This window comes from Aestuariivivens sediminicola, assembly GCF_022662015.1.
GTDB classification, from domain to species: Bacteria; Bacteroidota; Bacteroidia; order Flavobacteriales; family Flavobacteriaceae; genus Aestuariivivens; species Aestuariivivens sediminicola.
Genome location: NZ_JAKMCM010000002.1, coordinates 371,870 through 388,767 on the forward strand (window position 1 = coordinate 371,870; position 16,898 = coordinate 388,767).

At 40.0% G+C, this 16,898-nt stretch carries 14 protein-coding genes and 1 riboswitch; of the genes, 13 read left to right on the forward strand and 1 reads right to left on the reverse strand.

Translation table 11 applies throughout. The features are described 5' to 3' along the window. Nucleotides 1-6: 6 nt before the first annotated feature. Entirely contained in the window at nt 7-1,182 is a 1,176-nt protein-coding gene (locus tag MR041_RS06480) for a 2-isopropylmalate synthase (protein WP_242092788.1), read from the reverse strand. 148 nt (nt 1,183-1,330) lie between these two features. Between MR041_RS06480 and MR041_RS06485 the strand changes: the two genes are divergently transcribed. The 13 genes from MR041_RS06485 to cysM all read left to right on the forward strand — a co-directional run bounded on the left by MR041_RS06485 (nt 1,331) and on the right by cysM (nt 16,852). Continuing rightward, entirely contained in the window at nt 1,331-2,881 is a 1,551-nt protein-coding gene (locus tag MR041_RS06485) for a hypothetical protein (RefSeq protein WP_242092789.1), read from the forward strand. A gap of 87 nt (nt 2,882-2,968) precedes the next feature. Continuing rightward, nucleotides 2,969-3,094: riboswitch (SAM riboswitch) on the forward strand. 107 nt (nt 3,095-3,201) lie between these two features. Then, nucleotides 3,202-6,603 carry a bifunctional aspartate kinase/homoserine dehydrogenase I gene (gene thrA / locus MR041_RS06490; RefSeq protein WP_242092790.1) on the forward strand — a complete coding sequence of 1,134 codons (3,402 nt, stop codon included), beginning with the start codon at nt 3,202-3,204 and terminating at the stop codon, nt 6,601-6,603. 50 nt (nt 6,604-6,653) lie between these two features. Beyond that, nucleotides 6,654-7,826, forward strand: coding sequence for a trans-sulfuration enzyme family protein (locus MR041_RS06495; RefSeq protein ID WP_242092791.1), 1,173 nt, complete (start codon nt 6,654-6,656; stop codon nt 7,824-7,826). 13 nt (nt 7,827-7,839) lie between these two features. Further along, on the forward strand, nt 7,840-8,262 hold the full coding sequence (locus tag MR041_RS06500; RefSeq protein WP_242092792.1) for an RrF2 family transcriptional regulator: 423 nt from the start codon (nt 7,840-7,842) through the stop codon (nt 8,260-8,262). 160 nt (nt 8,263-8,422) lie between these two features. Then, entirely contained in the window at nt 8,423-8,719 is a 297-nt protein-coding gene (locus MR041_RS06505) for a DUF2061 domain-containing protein (protein WP_242092793.1), read from the forward strand. After that, nucleotides 8,707-9,339 (forward strand): phosphoadenosine phosphosulfate reductase domain-containing protein, encoded by a 633-nt coding sequence (locus MR041_RS06510; RefSeq protein WP_422613566.1) that lies wholly within the window; start codon nt 8,707-8,709, stop codon nt 9,337-9,339. The genes MR041_RS06505 and MR041_RS06510 overlap by 13 nt, the downstream gene beginning before the upstream one ends. Before the next feature lie 13 nt (nt 9,340-9,352). After that, on the forward strand, nt 9,353-10,270 hold the full coding sequence (gene cysD, locus MR041_RS06515) for a sulfate adenylyltransferase subunit CysD (RefSeq protein WP_242092794.1): 918 nt from the start codon (nt 9,353-9,355) through the stop codon (nt 10,268-10,270). A 120-nt stretch (nt 10,271-10,390) separates the two neighbouring features. After that, a complete protein-coding gene (locus MR041_RS06520) occupies nt 10,391-11,638 on the forward strand; it encodes a sulfate adenylyltransferase subunit 1 (protein WP_242092795.1) in 1,248 nt (415 codons plus the stop codon). 64 nt (nt 11,639-11,702) lie between these two features. Further along, nucleotides 11,703-13,805: a HEPN domain-containing protein gene (locus MR041_RS06525; protein ID WP_242092796.1), complete on the forward strand. Its 2,103-nt coding sequence runs from the start codon at nt 11,703-11,705 to the stop codon at nt 13,803-13,805. 4 nt (nt 13,806-13,809) lie between these two features. Next, nucleotides 13,810-14,571, forward strand: coding sequence for a uroporphyrinogen-III C-methyltransferase (cobA, locus tag MR041_RS06530; RefSeq protein WP_242092797.1), 762 nt, complete (start codon nt 13,810-13,812; stop codon nt 14,569-14,571). Between the two features lie 3 nt (nt 14,572-14,574). Continuing rightward, nucleotides 14,575-15,159 (forward strand): precorrin-2 dehydrogenase/sirohydrochlorin ferrochelatase family protein, encoded by a 585-nt coding sequence (locus tag MR041_RS06535; protein ID WP_242092798.1) that lies wholly within the window; start codon nt 14,575-14,577, stop codon nt 15,157-15,159. Nucleotides 15,160-15,234: 75 nt separating this feature from the next. Next, entirely contained in the window at nt 15,235-15,978 is a 744-nt protein-coding gene (gene epsC / locus MR041_RS06540) for a serine O-acetyltransferase EpsC (protein WP_242092799.1), read from the forward strand. Then, nucleotides 15,962-16,852: a cysteine synthase CysM gene (gene cysM / locus MR041_RS06545; RefSeq protein WP_242092800.1), complete on the forward strand. Its 891-nt coding sequence runs from the start codon at nt 15,962-15,964 to the stop codon at nt 16,850-16,852. The genes epsC and cysM overlap by 17 nt, the downstream gene beginning before the upstream one ends. The last annotated feature ends 46 nt before the right edge of the window (nt 16,853-16,898 follow it).

The following is a 16,898-nucleotide window of genomic DNA, read 5'->3' on the forward strand; positions in this document are numbered from 1 at the left end:
TACGATTCAGGCAGATGTGATTTCTTTATAAACCTTACTGTTTTCAATGATTTGATGAATGTCGTTATCATCTACTTCTTTTTTCTTATCTGCAAAGTTCAGAAAGTCAACATAAATCTCATCCAACTGAAGTTTGGTTAGTTCATATCCGATATTTTTTGCACGATATGCCAAGGCGGCTCTTCCGCTCCTCGCGGTTAATACAATGGCCGATTCTGTGACCCCGACTTCCTTGGGATCGATAATCTCATAGGTTTCACGATTCTTAATGACGCCATCCTGGTGTATACCCGAACTGTGGGCAAAGGCATTTGCTCCAACTATAGCTTTATTGGGCTGTGTATATATACCCATACTGTCCGAAACCAACTGGCTAATACCATATAGCATTTCCGTCTGAATACCTGTATCTAAATTTAAATAGGGATGCTGCTTCAAAATCATGACCACCTCTTCCAAAGCGGTGTTTCCAGCCCGTTCACCAATACCGTTGATCGTACACTCGATTTGGCGAGCACCATTTATAACACCTTCAATTGAATTCGCGGTGGCCAGACCTAAGTCGTTATGGCAGTGACAGGATAAAATTGCTTTGTCAATACCCTTCACATTTTCTTTAAGGTATTTTATTTTTGCCCCGTACTCATGTGGTAAACAATAACCTGTGGTGTCAGGGATATTCAATACCGTCGCCCCGGCCTTGATGACTTCTTCGCAAACACGAGCTAGATAGTCATTGTCTGTTCTACCCGCGTCTTCAGCATAAAATTCAACATCTTCCACGAAAGATTTTGCATAGCGTACTGCCTTTATTGCACGCTCAATTATGGCCTCTCTGTTCGATTTGAATTTGTGGGTGATATGCGAGTCGGAGGTTCCTATACCCGTATGAATACGTGCTTTTTTAGCATGTTTTAAGGCTTCAGCAGCTACTTTTATATCATTTTCTACCGATCTAGTTAAACCGCAGACCGTAGCGTTCTTAACAATTTTGGAAATGGCTTCAACAGAATTAAAGTCGCCAGGACTTGATACCGGAAAACCAGCCTCTATAATATCCACACCTAAGTTATCCAGTTGTTCTGCAATGACTAATTTTTGTTCAGTATTTAATTTACAACCGGGAACCTGTTCGCCATCCCTTAGCGTAGTATCAAAAATTTGGACTCTATTACTAGACATTTATTCAAATATATTTTCTTATTGTATTACGAATGTATATTTTGGTTTCGTAAAAACAGAATTAATCGTATGTTTATTACGATGTTTAAATCCATAATACTTTACTTAAGTAATTGTAAATCAAATAAATGGTATTGATTTTGTAACTATGACAAGAGAGCAAAAAGATAATTTGTTTGTACTGGTTAAGTCCTTATCGAAGTCCGAAAAAAGACAATTCAAGCTTTATGTAGGTAGACTGGGCGTTAACGAGGATTCAAAGTTCTTAACCCTATTCAATATAATGGATAAACTTTCAGTTTATGACGAGACCGCTATATTGAAAAAAGGGATTGTTAAAAAGCAGCAATTATCGAATTTAAAAGCCCATCTCTACAAACAGATATTGATTAGCTTAAGGCTAAATCCATCACATCAGAATATTCGAATTCAGATTCGTGAACAACTCGATTTTGCTACTATTCTTTATCATAAGGGCTTGTACAAGCAAAGTCTTAAAATTTTGGATAAGGCCAAAAATTTAGCTATCGCCAATGAAGAGAAGAATGTAGCCTATGAAATTGTTGAGCTCGAAAAGGTTATTGAATCTCAATATATTACAAGAAGTATAAGTAATCGCGCCGACGAACTCACTATTCAGGCCAAGGAACTGAGCCTGCAGAACGTGCTGGCCAGTAAATTATCGAATCTTTCCTTACAACTCTACGGTTTGTTTCTTAAAACGGGCTATGTAAAGAATGATACAGAACATCAGATAATTACCAAATACTTTAATAACCGGCTTCCGAAATACGATATCAATAAATTGGGTTTTCGCGAAAAATTGTGGTTGTATAAATCGTACCTCTGGTACAGTTTTTTAACTGTCGATTTTCTGTCATGCTATAAATACGCTTCCAAATGGGTTGATCTCTTCTATGAGAATCAGGATATGATTGTACTAAATCCAGTTTTTTTCCTCAGAGGTAACCATTATTTATTGGAAGCCCTGTTTTATCTGAGGCAATATGAAAAATTTAAAAGTACCTTAACCCGATTAGAAGAAGTTACAAAAGAAAAATGGTTTCCCTTAGATGACAATAATGAAAGCTTAGCGTTTTTATACGTTTACAATAACAAATTTAATTTGCATTTTATTGAAGGTAGTTTTAAGGAAGGTCTGCCCCTTATTGACGAACTTCTAAAGCAGCTCAAGAATTACAACGATAGAATAGACGAGCACCATATAATGGTATTTTATTATAAAATCGCCAGTATGTATTTTGGTGCGGGAGACACCAAAAAATGCATTGTATTCCTGGACAAAATAATTAGCAATAAGTCACTGCAAATGCGCGAAGACTTATTGTGCTTTTCGAGGATATTGAATTTGGTGGCACATTACGAAGCGGGGTTGGACTACAATCTGGATGTACTCATAAAGAGTACCTATAAGTTTTTAATTAAGATGGAAGACTTATACGAGGTCCAAAAGGAGATTATTAGATTCTTAAGAGGTTTAGGAGATATATACCCACATGAGGTCAAAGGTGCATTCATTGCTTTACATAAAAAGTTAAAGACTTTTGAAAACGATCCCTATCAAAAAAGGCCGTTTTTATATTTAGATATTATCTCATGGTTGGAGTCGAAAATTGACAATCAGCCGATAGCTCAAGTGATAAGGAATAAATTTTTGAAAACTCAGGAAATGAAATAAAATTTTCGAATTTTTCAATAAAATATTTGGATATTAAATTTTTCTAACCGAATATTTGCAGAGACAACGATCACAATACTTATTGAAATGTTATCAAGAAAGGTGGAGGGATTAGACCCTTTGAAACCTTAGCAACCCTCTAATCTATCTAGAGAAGGTGCTAAATTCTACCCTGTTCTGAAGGTGTTTCAGAATGTAATGGATAGATAACAGTAAAATTACACACTGTAATTTTTGCGATTCTTTTTAACATGTTATCTATAAGTACACCTAAGTTAGGGTGATGGACTTGTTTACAGTGTTAATGAGAATAAAAATTGGTGAAAGCACAACTGAAGCATATCATTATAAAAGACTTTACGACCCACGGTAAAGCGTTAATTCCTGAGATTAAGTTAAGTTATCAATTATTTGGTCAGAAACTGGGAACAGCACCAGTTGTTCTGGTAAATCACGCCTTGACTGGAAACAGCAATGTGGCGGGTAAAGATGGATGGTGGCAGGATTTAATTGGAGTCAATAAGGTAATCGATACCAAGCTGTATACCATTTTAGCATTCAATATTCCCGGGAATGGCTATGATGGGTTTATTATCGATAATTATAAGGATTTTGTAGCGCGTGATGTAGCCAATTTGTTTTTAATTGGTTTAGACCGCCTTCATACGGGTAAACTTTTTGCCATCATAGGTGGCTCGTTGGGTGGTGGAATAGCATGGGAAATGGCCGTTTTAAAGCCTGATGTCACTGAACATTTGATACCCGTAGCAACCGATTGGAAATCTACCGATTGGTTGATCGCTAATTGCCAGATTCAGGAACAGTTTCTTTTAAACTCGAAAAATCCGGTGCATGATGCGCGCATGCATGCCATGTTGTGTTACAGGACACCTGAGTCTTTCAAGGCGCGTTTCCAGCGTTCTAAAAATGAAGACCTTGAGATTTTTAATGTGGAAAGTTGGTTGTTGCATCACGGTAAAAAATTACAGGAGCGGTTTCAGCTTTCGGCTTATAAACTAATGAATCAATTATTAAAAACAATTGATGTCACCAAAGATCGGAACCCCGATTTTAATGTCCTGGAGCGTATTGAAGCAAATATACATATTGTAGGTGTCGATTCGGATTTGTTTTTTACAGCTGAAGAAAACAGACAAACCCATAAGCAATTGGCGGTTACGCATGCCAATGTTACGTATAACGAAATTCACTCATTACACGGGCATGATGCATTTCTCATGGAATATGAACAGCTCGAAAAAATTATAGAAGGTATTTTCGTGCCTCACTCTAAAAAGAAAAGAATGAAAGTATTGAAATTTGGAGGTAAATCATTAGCAAATGGAAAAGGTCTGGAAAAGGTGGTTTCCATTATCGAAAATAAAGTCAATCAGGGCGAACGTATAACGGTGGTGGTTTCAGCCCGCGGTAATACTACGGATGAATTGGAACGCATTTTAGATGAAGCCTTAAGAGGAGAGGATTATAAAAATTCGCTCGACACCTTCAAGGATTATCAAATAGAGCCTTTAAAGGGGATCGATTATGCTCTGGAATTTTCCATTTTAAACAAATTGTTTGAAGGCGTGAGTCTGCTGAGGGACTACAGTAAGAAAACCAAGGATGAAATCCTGGCACAAGGGGAACTATTATCGGTTAAAATGGTTTCTGCTTTATTGAATGAACGCGGTATAAAAGCCATAGCAACAGACTCCCGTGAACTTATTAAAACAGACAATGTATTTGGGAATGCCCAGCCCATTTCCCAGCCGTCAAAAGAAAATATCAAGCAGTACTTTAAGAAAAATAATGGAGACACCGTGCATATTGTTACCGGATTCATAGCCTCCAATCTAAAGAATGAAACAACCACCCTGGGGCGAAACGGGAGTAATTATACTGCAGCACTTTTAGCCAATTATTTAGATGCTGAGGAATTACAAAACTACACCCATGTAAATGGCATTTATACGGCGAATCCTGATTTAGTTGAAGATGCCAAAAAAATAAAGGAATTATCCTTTAGTGAGGCCAATGAGTTGGCCAATTTTGGAGCACATGTGTTGCATGCCAAAACCATTATCCCTCTGGTGGAGAAGAACATCAACTTAAGGATATTGAACACATTTAATGCCGATGATGAAGGCACTTTGATAACGGCAAAGCCGAGTTCCAAAGAAGTCACTTCTCTATCCGTTTTAGATAATGTAGCCCTCTTAAATCTTGAGGGACGCGGACTGTTAGGGAAAAGTGGTGTTGATGCTCGAATATTTGGTGCTCTGGCGAATAAAGATATCAGCGTGAGTATCATTTCTCAGGGCTCTTCAGAAAGAGGAATAGGATTTATAATCGATGCCGATAAAGCAACCCAGGCTGTGGTTGCATTAGAACGTGAATTTGAAAAAGATTTTTATTCCCAGGATGTCAACAAAATTGATGTGGTTGATGATGTGTCAGTTATTTCGATAGTGGGTATAGAATTGAGTTCCTTTCATAAGCCATTCAACGCGCTCATCAAGAATCAGATCACACCGTTGCTGTTTAACAATACCGTTACGGGTAGGAATGTGAGTTTGGTGGTTAAGAAAGACCAGTTGCATAAGGCATTGAATGTAATTCACGGTGAAATATTTGGTGTTTCTAAAAAAATAAATATCGCTATTTTCGGTCATGGAGGCGTCGGTGGTGCTTTAATCAATCAGATTTTGAAATCAAAAGATGAGATTGAAAAACGCAAGGGAATCAATTTAAATGTTTTTGCGATCGCAAATTCCAGAAAGTTGTTACTCCATAAGAAAGGTGTTGGAACCGATTGGCGAGACCATATTGAAAGTTCGCCCTTAAAAAGTAATATTGACGAGGTCATTGCCTTCGCCGAAACACATCATCTGGAAAACCTGATTGCGGTAGATAATACCTCGAGTGAAGAATTTCATAAAAACTATGTCCCACTTGTCGATGCGGGATTCGATCTGGTGTCGTCGAATAAAATTGCGAATACCATATCTTACAATTACTATAAAGACCTAAGGGTCCATCTAAAGGATCATAATAAGCAGTATTTGTATGAAACAACAGTTGGTGCAGGGCTGCCATTGATAGATACAATCAAGCTTCTGCACGAATCCGGTGAAAACATAACAAGAATTCGGGGGGTATTTTCAGGGACCTTGAGTTATTTATTTAATAATTTCTCAGTGCAGGACAGGCCATTTAGCGCGATAGTGCGAGAGACCATAGATAAGGGATTCACAGAACCGGACCCGAGGGAGGACTTTTCCGGAAACGACGTCGCCAGAAAACTGTTAATCTTGGCAAGAGAGTTGGATTTGCAGAACGAGTTTAGTGATGTTTCTGTTCAGAACTTAATTCCTGATGCTTACCAGGGCATTTCCGTTGAAGCATTTTTATCCCAACTCGATGAATTGAACGAGGAATTTCAAAAAATTAAAGCGCATCAACAACCAAATCACGTGTTGCGTTACGTCGGAGATTTATCGGGCGATTTATCTCAGGACAAGGGGAATTTAGAAGTGAAATTGATATCGGTTCCCGGGGAGAGTACTTTGGGGCATGTCAAAGGCAGCGATGCGATATTTGAAATATTTACCGAGAGCTATGGCGCACAGCCTATTGTTATTCAAGGTGCCGGTGCAGGTTCCGAAGTTACTGCAAGAGGGGTATTCGGTGACATCTTAAGGTTGTCCAAACATATAAATTAAACTGTAAAGGTCGGGTGAACTAGGGCCTGGACCAAATTAAATAGGATGAGATGAGCAAAGGAAAGAAACATATTGAGACGGAAGCTATTCGTAGCCAATTGGATCGTACCCAATTTTTAGAACATTCCAGTCCACTGTATTTAACATCAAGTTTTGTATTCGAGGATGCTGAGGATATGAGGGCGTCGTTTACGGAAGAAAAGGAGCGTAATATTTACAGCCGTTTTACCAATCCGAATACTTCTGAATTGGTTGAAAAGGTATGCCTCATGGAGGGTGCCGAAAGCGGATATGCCTTTGCAACGGGAATGGCCGCAATTTATTCGACATTTGCAGCGCTGTTGGAGAGCGGAGACCATATTGTCTCTGCCCGGTCGGTATTTGGATCAACCCATACGTTATTTACCAAGTATTTTCCCAAGTGGCAGATTGATACGACCTATTTTGATGTCACCAAACCCGAAACGATTGCATCCTGTATTAATCCTAAAACAAAGATTCTTTATGCTGAATCTCCGACCAATCCGGCAGTAGATATTATAGATTTAGATCTTTTGGGCGCCATTGCCAAAGCACACAACCTGATCTTAATAATAGATAATTGTTTTGCCACACCCTATGTTCAGCAACCTATGAAACACGGGGCCCATTTGGTGATTCATAGTGCTACAAAACTCATGGATGGTCAGGGACGCGTTTTGGGTGGGCTCACCGTGGGTAATGCCGATTTGATTCGAGAAATCTATTTATTTGCCAGAAACACTGGACCTGCCTTGTCTCCATTTAATGCATGGCTATTATCAAAGAGTTTGGAAACCCTGCCTGTTCGGGTAGACAGGCATTGTGAAAATGCGTTAAAAGTAGCTGAATTTTTGGAAAATCATGCAAAGGTGAATTGGGTAAAGTATCCATTTTTAAAGTCGCATCCGCAGTATGATGTGGCCAAAAGGCAAATGAAATTAGGCGGAAATATCGTTGCTTTTGAACTTAAGGGAGGAGTGGCGGCCGGTCGACAGTTCCTGGATGGCATAAAAATGTGTTCCTTGTCGGCTAACTTGGGCGATACGCGCACCATTGTGACGCATCCTGCAAGTACAACCCATAGTAAGCTCTCGGAAGCTGATCGTTTGGAAGTAAGCATTACTGATGGTCTGGTTAGAATATCGGTTGGTTTGGAGCATATTGACGATATCATTGCAGATTTGGAACAAGCATTAAATTAATTATATTAGCATAATGCTATCCAAAAAAACGAAATATGGTTTAAAGGCGCTCACCTATATCGCCCGACATAAGGGCGATACTCCTGTTCAGGTAGGGGAGATAGCCAAAAGCGAGCAGATACCGCAAAAGTTCTTGGAGAGTATTTTATTAACCCTGAGAAAAGCTGGAATTTTAGGTTCTAAAAAAGGAAAGCATGGGGGTTACTATCTTCGTAAGACCCCTTCAGATATTAAAATGACCGAGGTTATGCGTGTGCTTGAAGGCCCTATCGCAATGGTACCCTGTGTAAGCCTGAATTTTTATGAAAAGTGCGATGACTGTCCCGACGAGAACTTATGTAGCGTGCATCGACTCATGGTCCAGGTTCGGGATAACACACTTTATGTGCTGAGAAGCACCACTTTGGAGGACCTTTCAGGTAAAAAGTACGTGTAGAATCCTCAAAATTTGGTTACAATTACTTCACTTTTTGCATTTAACCTGTAAAAATGTACCATTTTCCTAAAAAATCACGATAGGGGTTTGTAGTCTCACAAAAAGTATTACTTTTGTAATTCCTATTAAATCGATAGGATTAATAATAAAAATAATCAACATGTTTATTGATGCCATATTAAACAGAACAAACAAGGAGGTTAAAGTTATTAATATCAATCATCCTGCAGAAGAAAACGCGACCCATCATGACGGCACATCAGAAAAGGTAAAGCGCAGTTTAGCTAAGACGATAAGCTGGAGGGTTATAGGCACTCTGGATACCTTAATATTATCGTGGATTATTGTTGGAGAAGTTTCAACCGCCGCGGCCATTGCTTCTGTTGAGTTTGTTTCGAAAATGATATTGTATTTCTTTCATGAGCGTGCTTGGAATACTATAAAATGGGGAAAATAATGTTTACGGAAGGTCACATAGAAGAGTGGAATCTAGCTTATAAAAATGCCACTCCCGAAGTTATTGTAAGGAAAGCGTTAGAGCTTAACGAATCGGCTGTTGTCACTACGAATTTCAGGCCTTATGAGGCAGCCATTTTACATGCTGTAAGTCGTGAGGAGTCTCAAATTCCGGTTGTTTGGTGTGATACCGGTTATAACACCCCGCAAACCTATAGACATGCAGAAAAGGTGATCAACGATTTGAAATTGAATGTCTTTTTGTATGTACCCAAACAAACCGCGGCGCATAGGGATGTCGTTATGGGTATCCCAAGTATTGATGATCCCCAACATGCCTTGTTTACTGAACAAGTCAAGCTGGAACCCTTCAGACGAGCCATGGAAGAACACCAGCCAAAAATATGGTTTACCAATTTGCGTAAAGGTCAAACAGCGTTTAGAGATAGCATAGATATTTTTAGTCTTAGCAAGGATGGCGTGCTTAAAGTTAGCCCCTTTTACCATTGGTCTGATGAGAAATTGGACTTATATTTGGAGGAAAATAATCTGCCAAACGAATTTAAATATTTCGATCCCACAAAAGCTCTGGAAAATAGAGAATGTGGTTTGCACGCTTAATTTAAAAGATATTATGAGTAATTTATTCAAAACGGATACATCGCATATTAATTCGCTCGAGAACGAAGCGATCTATATTATGAGAGAGGTGGCAGCACAGTTTGAAAGACCCGTGTTGTTGTTCTCAGGAGGTAAGGATTCCATAACCTTGGTTCAATTAGCTGTCAAAGCGTTTTATCCTGCCAAAATCCCCTTTCCATTAATGCATATCGACACAGGACATAATTTTCCTGAAACCATTGAGTTTAGAGATCGTCTTGTCAAGGAACTCGATTTAGAACTGATTGTGAGACATGTTCAGGATTCTATTGATGAGGGTAAGGTAAAGGAAGAATCAGGACGCTATGCAAGTCGAAATATATTGCAAACCACAACTCTGTTGGATGCTATAGAAGAATTCAAGTTCGATGCTTGTATTGGAGGCGCACGTCGGGATGAAGAAAAGGCGAGGGCCAAAGAACGTATTTTTTCAGTTCGGGATGATTTTGGTCAGTGGGATGAGAAGAATCAACGTCCGGAATTGTTCGATATGCTTAACGGTCAGATAGAACATGGACAAAATGTACGGGTGTTTCCGATTTCAAACTGGACCGAATTGGATGTTTGGTCCTATATAGAAAAAGAAAGAATTGAAATACCATCCATCTATTTTGCCCATACCAGGGCTACATTTTTGCGTGATGGATTAATATGGTCTGCCGATGATGAGGTGGTTTACAGAGATGATCATGAAGAGGTGGTGGAGCGCATGGTCCGTTTCAGGACAGTAGGGGATATGAGCTGTACGGCTGCTGTACTTTCCGAAGCGACGACCATTTCAAAAGTTGTTGAAGAAATTAGAGAAAGTTCGATCTCTGAACGCGGGGCCCGAATTGATGACAAACGTTCGGAAGCCGCTATGGAGAAGCGAAAACAACAAGGATATTTTTAAGATTAGAGATAACGAATAAATCAGTTTATTGCCCTTGGGGCGGTCATTGAGTGCTTATGAACCGTGATTTCAGGGTATTAATAAAACAAAAATCCTTCAATTGATGAAGGTGGGTAAAGAATGGAAGTATTAAAAATAGCAACAGCAGGAAGTGTAGACGATGGTAAAAGTACCTTGATTGGACGAATACTTTATGATACCAAGTCATTAACTACAGATAAACTTGAGGCGATAGAAAAAACGAGTAAGCAACTCGGTTATGATTATTTAGATTTTTCTTTGGCAACGGATGGTCTGGTGGCTGAAAGAGAGCAAGGTATAACCATTGATGTTGCGCATATCTATTTTTCGACAGCAAAGAAGAGCTATATCATAGCAGATACACCGGGACATATAGAATATACCAGGAACATGGTTACCGGAGCTTCTACGTCTCAAGCCGCCATTATCTTAATTGATGCCAGGAAAGGGGTTATTGAGCAGACCCACCGGCATTTTTTCATAAATAATTTATTGCGGATCAAAGATATTGTCGTTGCTATAAACAAAATGGACCTGGTCGATTATTCTGAGGAGGTTTACAATAAAATTAAGGCCGATTTTGAAGAGCTGATGAGCAAACGTGATTATCAGGACCAGAAAATCACTTTTATTCCTGTAAGTGCCTTAAAAGGGGATAACGTTGTTCACTTATCCGAAAACACGCCCTGGTATCATGGGGAGGCCTTATTAGAGCACCTTGAAAAATTAGATAAAGCGGATATCTTTAATGTGGGAACCCCGCGTTTTCCTGTGCAATATGTTATTCGCCCGAAGACTGAAGAATTTCATGACTTTAGAGGTTATGCCGGCAAGGTCTATGGGGGAAATTTGAGTGTAGGTGATGACATTGTTGTGTTACCAACACAGACAAAATCAAAAATTAAGGAAATTTATTTTTACGATAAAAAGTACGATACGGCCTCAAGACGGTCGTCCGTTACCATAACCCTGGAAGATGATATTAATGTAAGTCGCGGCGATATGATCGTCAAGGAAGGTGATCTTCCGACCATCGACAAGCAATTCACAGCCAATGTGTGCTGGATGGATTCAAATGCTTTAAGGCCAGGAGGAAAGTACATTGTACAGCACGGTATAAATAAGGTATTGGCAAAAGTAGATCAGATTCATCACAAGATACATCCGGATTATTCGGGAATAGATGCGGATGTCTCAAGTTTGAGTATGAATGATATTGCTACGGTAACTTTCAAACTGAACAAACCCATTTTTTACGATCAATTTAAAAATCACAGAACGAATGGATCGTTTATTTTAATCGATACCCAGTCGAATAGTACTGTAGGAGCTGGCTTTATCCAGTAAATGAGGTGCAGTACAACAGTATAATTTAAACATAAGAACTTCACTAGAGGGAGATCAGTAGAGCATGCAAAGTTTTAGAACAGAAATAGAAAATCCAATTGTCGAAAAAGATATTATTGAATTAGCGAATAAGATTGAGCTATTCAATAAGGGAAAAATAGATGAGGAGAAATTCAGAAGCCTTCGTTTGGCTCGCGGTGTTTACGGACAGCGCCAGGAAGGTGTGCAAATGATTCGTATCAAATTGCCTTACGGTAAGGTGAAAAGTAATCAGCTGAGAAGAATTTCAGATGTCTCCGATGAATATTCCCGAGGTCGTTTACATATCACCACACGACAGGATATTCAAATCCATCATGTCGATTTAAATAGAACTCCGGAACTGTGGGCAGAATTGGAGCAGGATGACATTACGCTTCGCGAAGCCTGCGGTAATACGGTACGCAATGTAACGGCAAGTGAAACTGCAGGTATCGACATTAATGAACCCTTTGATGTCTCACCTTATGCCGATGCACTTTTTCGTTTCTTTTTGAGAAACCCGATATGTCAGGAAATGGGACGTAAGTTCAAGGTCTCATTTTCATCATCAGATGAAGATACGGGACTGGCCTACATGCATGACATCGGTTATATTGCAAAAGTTAGACATGGTGTTCGTGGTTTTAAGGTTTTGATAGGTGGCGGACTGGGGTCGCAACCACGACATGCCGATGTATTGTATGATTTTGTGACTACGGATAAGATCATACCGATTATGGAAGGTGTCCTCAGGATTTTTGATCGTCATGGAGAACGTCGGAGTCGGGCTAAGGCACGGATGAAATTCCTAATAAAGGATATTGGTCTGGAGGCCTTTAAAGCCCTGGTCGATGCAGAGCAAAACGCTATCGCTATGCAATCTGTGCCGATCAATGCAGATACTTATGAACCCTGCACGCCTGTTGAGATTACTCATATTCCCGATACCCATATCAAGAATTTAAGTGCTTTCGAAACCTGGAAATCGACCAATCTTATTCCACAAAAACAAAATGGATATGTGGCAATCGGTATTAAGGTGCTTTTGGGAGATTTTTACACGGATAAGGCCCGATTATTGGCTGATTTGGTGGAAGATTATGCGGCAGGTGAAATCCGATTGACCTTGCGTCAGAATATTGTGATTCCTTTTGTAAAGCGCGAGTTGGTGCCATTTTTCTATGCCGAATTAGAAAAATTGGGCTTTACGGAGGTCGGTTACAACAAAGCTGTCGATATTACAGCTTGCCCGGGTACCGATACCTGCAATCTTGGTATTGCCAGTAGTACCGGTATTGCGGATGAATTAGAGCGGGTCATAAAAGCCGAATACCCCCAATATTTACAAAATGAAGACCTCGTCATAAAAATTAGTGGTTGCATGAATGCCTGTGGTCAGCACAGTATGGCGAATATTGGTTTCCAGGGCATGTCTGTCAGAACACCTGATAAAATGGTCGCCCCCGCATTGCAGGTGTTATTGGGAGGTGGAAATTTAGGTGATGGTCATGGTGTATTTGCCGACAAAGTTGTTAAAGTTCCGAGCAAGCGTGGTCCGGAAGCTTTACGGCGTATATTGAATGATTTTGAAGCCCATGCCAATGGACAAAAGTTTGTGCATTATTACAAGGAAAAGGGTGAGCGCTATTTTTACGATCTCCTGCAGGACCTTCAGGATGTTACGAATTTAACCCAGGATGATTTTATAGATTGGGGCAATACGGAAAAATACCAGAAGGAGATTGGTATAGGCGAGTGTGCCGGAGTAGTTATCGATTTGGTGTCTACTTTATTTCTTGAGAGTGATGAAAAAATTGAAAATGCGAATGCCGCTTTTTCTAATGAAGTGTATTCTGGGGCCATTTATCATGCTTACAGTGCCATGGTAAATTCAGCAAAGGCCTTATTACTGGCCGAGAATAAAAGAACAAACACGCATGCAGGTATTATCAGTCAATTCGATGAGGTGTTCATCTCAACAGAAAAAATTAACCTGGACACCGCTTTCTCTGAATTAATTTATCAAATTAAGCATGTAGCCCCTTCGAAGTCATTTGCTGCATCCTATATAGCTGAAGCAAAACAATTCACCGAAAAAGCCAAAGCCTATCGTGCTACTGAAACCGGATTAAAAAAAGCGGTTTAGATAAATGAGCTTAAAAACACCAACATTAACGGTCGTAGGTGCTGGTCCCGGCGATGAAGATTTAATTACCTTGAAAGGTATTAAAGCGATCGCCTCGGCAGATGTTATTTTGTACGATGCACTTATTAACGAAGCCCTATTAAACTATGCTTCTAAAGCTGCCGAACTCATTTTTGTCGGTAAGCGTCGTGGGTGTTATGCATTTCAACAGGAACAGATTAATGAACTCATTGTTTCCAAGGCAATAGAAAAGGGTCATGTGGTGCGTTTAAAGGGAGGAGATCCCTTTATTTTCGGGCGGGGTGCCGAAGAGATAGATTATGTAAAGCCATTTGGGTTAAAAACCTTTGTTGTGCCCGGAATTTCATCCGCATCGGCAGTACCGGCATATCAGGGCATTCCGTTAACCAAGCGCGGTGCATCCGAAAGTTTTTGGGTGATTACGGGAACAACGAAAAACCATCAGCTTTCCGTGGACATAGCCTGTGCAGCTAAATCTACAGCAACCGTTGTTATTTTAATGGGCATGCATAAATTAGACGAGATAGTGCACCTGTACACACAGGAACAGAAGCAGGACATGCCCGTAGCCATCATTCAGAATGGAACGACCAAAGATGAAAAGGTGGGTATAGGTACCATAAAGTCCATTCAGCATATTGTAAAAGAAGAGGCCTTAGGTGCTCCGGCTATCATTGTCATTGGAGAAGTGGTAAAACAACGGGCTTCTCTCAGTTCAATTTCCCGAGAAGTCACTTTCGCTTAACCTATGGAAAGGAACAATTTATATCCCATTTTTTTAAAGGCCAAACATCTGAACATACTCATCGTGGGTGGGGGTTATGTCGCGGAGGAAAAACTAACTTTTTTGTTAAAATCGAGTCCTGACGCCTCCGTAACCATGGTGTCACCTCTATTTAGAGAAGACACATTGGCCTTATCGAAAAAAGGGGACGTGACCTTAATACAGGACGATTACAAAAAAAGGTATCTGAAAGGAAAGCATATTGTGATTGCAACGACCAATGTTCCGGAAGTTAACATGAAGGTTTATAAACATTGTAGAAAACGCAGTATATTGGTTAATGTTGCTGATAATCCGCCTTACTGCGATTTTTATATGGGAGGTATTGTTACAAAAGGCAATGTGAAATTGGGCATTAGTACCAATGGAAAATCACCAACAACAGCCAAGCGGTTGCGCCAGTTTTTTGAAGATGTGATTCCCGACAATGTTGATGATTTGGTTAAAAATTTAAACACTTACAGAAAAACTATAAAAGGGGATTTCGAGCATAAAGTTGAGACTTTGAATGAATTTACCAAGGGATTAATAGAAAAACAAAAACCATGACGTTTTAATTGTGTAATTTCGTATTTAATTCGAGCCTTGATAACAAAAGAATCCAACTTTATAAAATGCTAACCTGTGAAAAGTTATAATGTTTGCCTTAAGGATACCGTAAAACTCTTTACAAAGCGTCTGTTTTATTCACTCTTTGATGAGGAACAAAAAAACGAACACGACAGCTATTTAAAAAATACATTTCTTAAGATCCTTTCCAGACTTTCTATATCCGATGCCGAGGCACTATGGCATAGTTTCAAAGCGAAGCTTCCTGAAATTAGAAGAAAATTAGATCTGGATGCCATCGCGTTTGAATGTAATGACCCGGCGTCGTACAGTTTGGATGAAATCTATTTGGCCTATCCCGGATTTCATGCCATTTCGATCTACAGGCTGAGTCATGAACTGTATAAACAAAAGGTGCATATTCTTCCCCGTATGATGAGCGAGTACATTCATGGTATCACGGGTATCGACATCCATCCCGGGGCCACCATTGGCGAATCTTTTTATATTGATCATGGAACAGGTATTGTTATTGGTGAAACCTCGATTATCGGAAACCATGTTAAGATCTATCAGGGGGTTACCCTCGGAGGTATCTCTGTAGCCAAAAGTCTGGCTTCTACGAAGCGCCACCCTACGATTGAAGATAATGTCTGTATCTATGCAAACGCCACCATTTTAGGAGGCGACATTGTCATTGGCGCCAACAGCATCATTGGTGCTAACGTCTGGATTACCCAGTCGGTTCCGGAAAACTCCTTAGTCACATATCAAACTGAAATAAAAATCAGACCAAAAAAAAATGGCATTCGAAAATAGCATTATTGGTCAAATAGGAAATACACCATTGGTAGAAGCAACCCATCTCATTTCTAAAAAGGGGGTCAGGTTGTTTTTAAAATTGGAAGGCAATAATCCGGGAGGAAGTGTCAAGGATCGACCTGCCTTCAACATGATTTATGAAGCCTTGAAGCGGGGTGAAATAAAAAAGGGGGGCACTTTGGTTGAGGCTACGAGTGGGAATACGGGAATTGCACTGGCCTTCATTTCAAAGTTATTAGGTTTGAACATGGTGTTGATTATGCCCGAGAATTCTACTGAAGAAAGGGTAAAAACCATGAGGGCCTATGGTGCGCAGGTCATTTTGACACCTGCCGATATCGGTATAGAGGGCTCGCGCGATTTGGCTTTTAAATTAAGAGACGAAAAAGGGTATACCCTGCTGAATCAGTTTGAAAATGACGATAATTGGAAAGCGCATTATAAAACAACAGGCCCTGAAATCTGGGAGGCCACCAAGGGGCAGATCACACATTTTGTTTCAGCCATGGGAACCACCGGAACCATAACCGGTGTCTCACGCTACCTCAAAGAAAAAAACAAAGCCATCACCATTGTTGGAGCCCAGCCGGCCGATGATGCCAGAATTCCGGGCATTAGAAAGTGGCCACCGGAATATATCCCTAAGTTCTTTGAACCTGATCGTGTTGATGTCATTGTGGACGTTTCGGAAGAAGATGCCAAGGAAACAACACAGAAACTGGCTAGGGAAGAAGGTGTTTTTGCCGGAATGAGCAGCGGAGGCTCTGTTTATTGTGCGCTGCAAATTGCTAAGCAGATAGAGCATGGTGTTATTGTGGCTATTATCTGTGATCGGGGTGATCGTTATTTATCCTCCGAATTATTTGAATAATTTTTTTAAGAATCTAATGAAAGGGCGTTAAGATGCGGTATTCTTT

Excerpts from the sequence above, each read along its gene's own strand:
- MR041_RS06480 (WP_242092788.1), bottom strand. The coding sequence starts at position 1,182 with ATGTCTAGTAATAGAGTCCAAATTTTTGATACTACGCTAAGGGATGGC.
- MR041_RS06485 (WP_242092789.1), top strand. The coding sequence starts at position 1,331 with ATGACAAGAGAGCAAAAAGATAATTTGTTTGTACTGGTTAAGTCCTTA.
- MR041_RS06495 (WP_242092791.1), top strand. The coding sequence starts at position 6,654 with ATGAGCAAAGGAAAGAAACATATTGAGACGGAAGCTATTCGTAGCCAA.
- MR041_RS06500 (WP_242092792.1), top strand. The coding sequence starts at position 7,840 with ATGCTATCCAAAAAAACGAAATATGGTTTAAAGGCGCTCACCTATATC.
- MR041_RS06505 (WP_242092793.1), top strand. The coding sequence starts at position 8,423 with ATGTTTATTGATGCCATATTAAACAGAACAAACAAGGAGGTTAAAGTT.
- MR041_RS06510 (WP_422613566.1), top strand. The coding sequence starts at position 8,707 with ATGGGGAAAATAATGTTTACGGAAGGTCACATAGAAGAGTGGAATCTA.
- cysD (WP_242092794.1), top strand. The coding sequence starts at position 9,353 with ATGAGTAATTTATTCAAAACGGATACATCGCATATTAATTCGCTCGAG.
- MR041_RS06520 (WP_242092795.1), top strand. The coding sequence starts at position 10,391 with ATGGAAGTATTAAAAATAGCAACAGCAGGAAGTGTAGACGATGGTAAA.
- MR041_RS06525 (WP_242092796.1), top strand. The coding sequence starts at position 11,703 with ATGCAAAGTTTTAGAACAGAAATAGAAAATCCAATTGTCGAAAAAGAT.
- cobA (WP_242092797.1), top strand. The coding sequence starts at position 13,810 with ATGAGCTTAAAAACACCAACATTAACGGTCGTAGGTGCTGGTCCCGGC.
- MR041_RS06535 (WP_242092798.1), top strand. The coding sequence starts at position 14,575 with ATGGAAAGGAACAATTTATATCCCATTTTTTTAAAGGCCAAACATCTG.
- cysM (WP_242092800.1), top strand. The coding sequence starts at position 15,962 with ATGGCATTCGAAAATAGCATTATTGGTCAAATAGGAAATACACCATTG.